Origin of the sequence: Pseudomonas sp. NDM, from assembly GCF_003105095.1 — a bacterium.
Classification (GTDB): domain Bacteria; phylum Pseudomonadota; class Gammaproteobacteria; order Pseudomonadales; family Pseudomonadaceae; genus Aquipseudomonas; species Aquipseudomonas moraviensis_A.
Genome location: NZ_QETJ01000245.1, coordinates 1 through 5,062 on the forward strand (window position 1 = coordinate 1; position 5,062 = coordinate 5,062).

The 5,062-nt window shown below is 62.4% G+C and carries 6 protein-coding genes; all 6 read right to left on the reverse strand.

Annotation, left to right across the window (positions count from 1 at the left end):
- Window positions 1–119 precede the first annotated feature (119 nt).
- The gene (locus tag DCO47_RS25645; RefSeq protein ID WP_003229256.1) at window positions 120–335 is read right to left on the reverse strand and encodes a molybdopterin-binding protein; all 216 of its coding nucleotides are present in this window, start codon (window positions 333–335) and stop codon (window positions 120–122) included.
- A gap of 27 nt (window positions 336–362) precedes the next feature.
- Window positions 363–1,169 carry an aliphatic sulfonates ABC transporter ATP-binding protein gene (gene ssuB, locus DCO47_RS25650; protein WP_016772655.1) on the reverse strand — a complete coding sequence of 269 codons (807 nt, stop codon included), beginning with the start codon at window positions 1,167–1,169 and terminating at the stop codon, window positions 363–365.
- A complete protein-coding gene (gene ssuC, locus DCO47_RS25655; protein WP_116659204.1) occupies window positions 1,166–1,948 on the reverse strand; it encodes an aliphatic sulfonate ABC transporter permease SsuC in 783 nt (260 codons plus the stop codon). The genes ssuB and ssuC overlap by 4 nt, the downstream gene beginning before the upstream one ends.
- A 9-nt stretch (window positions 1,949–1,957) precedes the next feature.
- Entirely contained in the window at window positions 1,958–3,106 is a 1,149-nt protein-coding gene (gene ssuD, locus DCO47_RS25660) for an FMNH2-dependent alkanesulfonate monooxygenase (RefSeq protein WP_016772653.1), read from the reverse strand.
- 25 nt (window positions 3,107–3,131) lie between these two features.
- Window positions 3,132–4,106: a sulfonate ABC transporter substrate-binding protein gene (locus DCO47_RS25665; RefSeq protein WP_116659205.1), complete on the reverse strand. Its 975-nt coding sequence runs from the start codon at window positions 4,104–4,106 to the stop codon at window positions 3,132–3,134.
- Window positions 4,107–4,195: 89 nt separating this feature from the next.
- The gene (ssuE, locus tag DCO47_RS25670; RefSeq protein WP_042607062.1) at window positions 4,196–4,789 is read right to left on the reverse strand and encodes an NADPH-dependent FMN reductase; all 594 of its coding nucleotides are present in this window, start codon (window positions 4,787–4,789) and stop codon (window positions 4,196–4,198) included.
- Window positions 4,790–5,062 lie beyond the last annotated feature (273 nt).

The window sequence follows — 5,062 nt, forward strand, 5'->3', positions numbered from 1 at the left end:
TGAAATGCGCTCCCCTGTGGGAGCGAGCCTGCTCGCGAAAGTCGCGCCGCCGATTTCAAGCCAGGCCCAAAAAACCCCGAAGGGCTCACACCCTCCGGGGTTGTTTTTTGTTCACCGGCTTACAACTTGGCGATCGACACCTCGGTGGATTTCACAAAGGCGATCACCTCGCTGCCGACCACCAGTTCCAGCTCCTTGACCGAACGGGTGGTGATCACCGAAGTGACGATGCCCGAAGCGGTCTGCACGTCGATTTCCGACAGCACGTCGCCGAGGACGATTTCCTTGATCGAGCCTTTGAACTGGTTGCGCACGTTGATGGCTTTGATAGTCATGGCATTGATTCCTGTCGTTTGCTTGAGTTATTGCGCCCAACGCAGTTGCGTAGGCAGGGGTGAAACGGGTTCCGGCGCCGGCGGTTCACCGGGCAGGGACAGAACACGGTTGAGCACTTCGGTTTCCAGCGCGGCGAGGCGATGCGAGCCGCGCACCCGAGGGCGCGGCAGCTCGACGTGCAGGTCGAGGCCGACTTCGCCGTCCTCGATCAGGATCACCCGATCGGCAATCGCCACCGCTTCACTGACGTCGTGGGTCACCAGCAGCACGGTGAAACCGTGTTGCTGCCAGAGCCGTTCGATCAGTTGCTGCATCTCGATACGGGTCAGCGCATCCAGCGCGCCGAGCGGTTCGTCGAGCAACAGCAGACGCGGCTGGTGGATCAGCGCCCGAGCCAGCGCGACACGCTGCTTCTGGCCACCGGACAGCGCCGCCGGCCATTCATTGGCGCGATCCGCCAACCCCACGGCTTCCAGTGCATCCAGCGCTTGCTGGCGCCAGTTGCCCTTGAGGCCGAGGCCGACGTTGTCGATGATCCTTTTCCACGGCAGCAGTCGCGCTTCCTGGAACATCAATCGCGTGTCGTCGCGTGCCTGGCTGAGCGGCGCGGAGCCGGCGAGCAGCTCGCCGCCAGTCGGCTGGTCGAGGCCGGCGAGCAAGCGCAAAAACGTGCTCTTGCCACAACCGCTACGCCCGACCACGGCGACGAATTGCCCCGCCGGAATGTGCAGATCGATGTCGCGCAGCACCTGGCGCGCGCCGAAGGTTTTTTGCAGGTTGCGCACCGCCAGTGGAATCCCGCGCAGCAGGCGTGGAGGTTGTTGAGCGGTCATGCCGCACCTCCCTTGGCAACCTGATAGGCCGGGTGCCAGCGCAGCCACACACGCTCAAGTCCACGGGCGGCGAGGTCGGCAAGTTTGCCCAGCACCGCGTAAAGCAGGATCGCCAGCACCACCACATCGGTCTGCAGGAACTCGCGGGCGTTCATCGCCAGATAGCCGATACCGGAGCTGGCCGAGATGGTTTCGGCGACGATCAGCGTCAGCCACATAAAGCCCAAAGCGAAGCGCACGCCAACAAGAATCGACGGCAACGCGCCCGGCAGAATCACCTGCCAGAACAGGCTGAAACCGCTCAGACCATAACTGCGCGCCATCTCCACCAGCGCCGGGTCGACGTTACGGATGCCGTGATACGTGTTGAGGTAGACCGGGAACAACGTGCCCAGCGCCACCAGAAAAATCTTCGCCGACTCATCGATGCCGAACCACAGGATCACCAGCGGAATCAGCGCCAGATGCGGCACGTTGCGGATCATCTGCACCGAACTGTCGAGCAGGCGTTCGCCCCACTTCGACAGGCCGGTGATGAAGCCCAATACCAGGCCGATGCTGCCGCCAATGGTGAAACCGAGTGCCGCGCGCCAGCCGCTGATCGCCAGGTGTGTCCAGATCTCGCCACTGCGTACCAGACTGACGCCGGCCTCGATCACCGCCACCGGTGCCGGCAGAATCCGCGTGGACAACCAGCCCGCCGACACCGACAACTGCCACACCGCCAGCAGCAACACCGGCAACGCCCAAGGCGCGAGGCTGTGGATAAATTTCTTCATGGCCGCGCCTCAGCTCTGCGACGCGGCTTTGGGCAGGATGTCGTTGGCGACCATCTCACCGAACGGGCTGACATAACCGGCGCTTTTCGGCAGTTCCGGGCGCTCGACGTCGAGGTGTGGGAACAGCAACTCGGCCACCCGATACGATTCTTCGAGGTGTGGATAACCGGAGAAGATGAAGGTGTCGATGCCCAGATCCGCGTATTCCTTGACCCGCGCCGCCACGGTCGGGCCGTCACCGACCAGCGCGGTTCCGGCACCGCCGCGCACCAGACCGACGCCGGCCCAGAGGTTCGGGCTGACTTCGAGGTTGTCGCGGCTGCCACCGTGCAGCGCGGCCATGCGTTGCTGGCCGACCGAATCGAAGCGCGCCAGCGAGGCCTGAGCACGCTGGATGGTGTCGTCGTCCAGATGCGAGATCAGGCGATCCGCCGCTTGCCAGGCTTCGGCGTTGGTTTCACGGACGATCACGTGCAGACGAATGCCGAAGCGCACGGTGCGCCCGAGCTTGGCGGCCTTGGCGCGAACCTGGGCAATCTTCTCGGCCACCGCTGCCGGCGGCTCGCCCCAGGTCAGGACCATCTCCACTTGCTCGGCGGCCAGATCCTGCGCCGCTTCCGAGGAACCACCGAAATACAGCGGCGGACGCGGTTGCTGGATCGGCGGATAGAGCAGCTTGGCGCCCTTCACGCTGATGTGCTCGCCGTCATAATCGACGGTTTCGCCTTCCAGCACGCGGCGCCAGATGCGGGTGAATTCCACCGAGGCCTGATAGCGTTCTTCATGGTTGAGGAACAGCCCGTCACCGGCCAGTTCTTCCGGGTCACCACCGGTGACCAGATTGAACAGCGCACGCCCGCCGGACAAACGATCGAGCGTCGCGGCCTGGCGCGCCGCGACCGTCGGGGAAATGATCCCGGGGCGCAGGGCGACGAGGAATTTCAGACGCTGAGTCACCGGAATCAGTGAGGCCGCGACCAGCCATGAGTCTTCGCAGGAACGCCCGGTGGGAATCAGCACCCCGCCAAAGCCCAGACGATCCGCCGCTTGCGCGACCTGTTGCAGGTAACCGTGATCAACCGCGCGGGCGCCTTCGGCGGTGCCAAGGTAATGGCCGTCGCCGTGGGTAGGCAGGAACCAGAAGATATTGAGGCTCATGGAGTGGTCTCCTTGTAGATTCGAATTACTGGGCTTGTGAGCTTTGGGCCACAGCGGCCGGCGGGGTCCAGATCACATCCTTGATGCTCAACGGCTTGGGAATCAGCTTGAGCTGGAAGAACGTGTCGGCGATTTTCTGTTGCGCGGCGACCACTTCCGGGGTCAGGAACAGCGCGCCGTAGCCCTGGCGTTTCACCGAGGTCAGGGTGATGTCCGCCGGCAGGCCGAGCAGCGGCGCGACCTGTTGCGTCACGTCTTCAGGATTGGCTTTGGACCATTCACCAACCGCGCGCACTTCTTCGACGAGGGTCTTGATCACCTCGGGATTTTTCTGCGCGTAAGGTTTGGTCGCCAGATAGAACTGGTGGTTGTCGACGATGCCTTTGCCGTCGCGCAGGGTGTGCGCTTGCAGTTGTTGCTCGGCAGCGGCCTGGTACGGGTCCCAGATGACCCAGGCGTCGACACTGCCACGCTCGAACGCAGCGCGGGCATCGGCCGGTGGCAGGAACACGGTTTGAATGTCGATGTACTTGAGGCCGGCGTCTTCCAGGGCACGCACCAGCAGGTAGTGGACGTTCGAGCCTTTGTTCAGGGCGACTTTCTTGCCCTTGAGATCGGCCACGGATTTGATCGGCGAGTCCTTCGGCACGAGGATCGCTTCGCTGTTCGGCGCTGGCGGTTCGTAGGCGACGTAGAGCAGATCAGCGCCGGCAGCCTGAGCGAAAACCGGTGGGGTTTCGCCGGTCACGCCAAAGTCGATCGAGCCGACGTTGAGGCCTTCCAGCAGTTGTGGGCCGCCGGGGAATTCGGTCCATTGCACGTCGACGCCTTGCGCCGCCAGACGTTTTTCCAGGGTGCCTTTGGCTTTGAGCAGCACCAGCGTGCCGTACTTCTGATAACCGATCCGCAATGTCTCGGCTTGAGCTTGAGTGATGGCGCCGAAGGACACAGCCGCAGCAAACAGAGCGACCAGACCACGACGCAAAAATACAGTGCGCATAGCGCTCTCCTTTTTGCTGTTGGGTTTTGGCTGCACCTGCTTGCCCGTTGGCGGGCGAGTAAGGCCAGTACTTCAAATTCCGGTGAGGCTTAAATGCTCCAGCGAGCACTCAACAAACGTTCGTTCAACAGGCCCGGCTCCAGCGGTTTCGGCCGACGCGCCATGGCGCCGATGAACTGGTCCAGCGCCTCGTGCAAGCGTTGCTCCAGGGCCGGCGCCAGTTGCGCGGCGGCACTGCCTTCGCCGTAAGCGATCTGGCTGTCCTCGGCGAAAATGCCCTGGAGCATTTCCTGGGCTTTGAGTGCCGACAGCACAGGCTTGAGGGCGTAATCGACCACCAGCATGTGGGCGATGCTGCCGCCGGTGGCCATCGGCAAGACAATCTTGTGGTTCAGGGCACGCTCGGGGAGCAGATCCAGCAGGGTCTTCAGCGCTCCGGAAAACGAGGCCTTGTACACCGGGGTGGCGATCAGCAGGCCATCAGCGTTTTCAATCTGTTGCAGCAGGTCGAGGACCTTCGGGCTGTCGAAGCGGGCATGGAGCAGATCCTCGGCCGGGAAGTCCCGTACCTGATAACTCACCACTTCCACCCCTTGCTGTTGCAACCAGCGTTGCGAACGCTCCAGCAGCACCCCGGAACGGGAGCGCAGGCTGGGGCTGCCACCGAGTGAGACGACCAGCATTGCAGATTCCTTTAAGCGTTACAGGCGATTCGCAGGCTGCGATCTCGCTTCAATGGCAGTGACCTTACCAGCTGATTTATATATCCATAAATCATATTTGTTCATTTGGTTATGCATTTAAGAGATATAGCGCCAAGTAGAATCCAGGCGAAAAAAAAGGCCGTCGAAACGGCCGGAAATCCCCTGCTTTGTGGTTCCGGATTCTCGGTTGCCTGGGCTGGCGCCTTCGCGAGCAGGCTCACTCCTACAGGGAAACGCATTCCAAATGTAGGA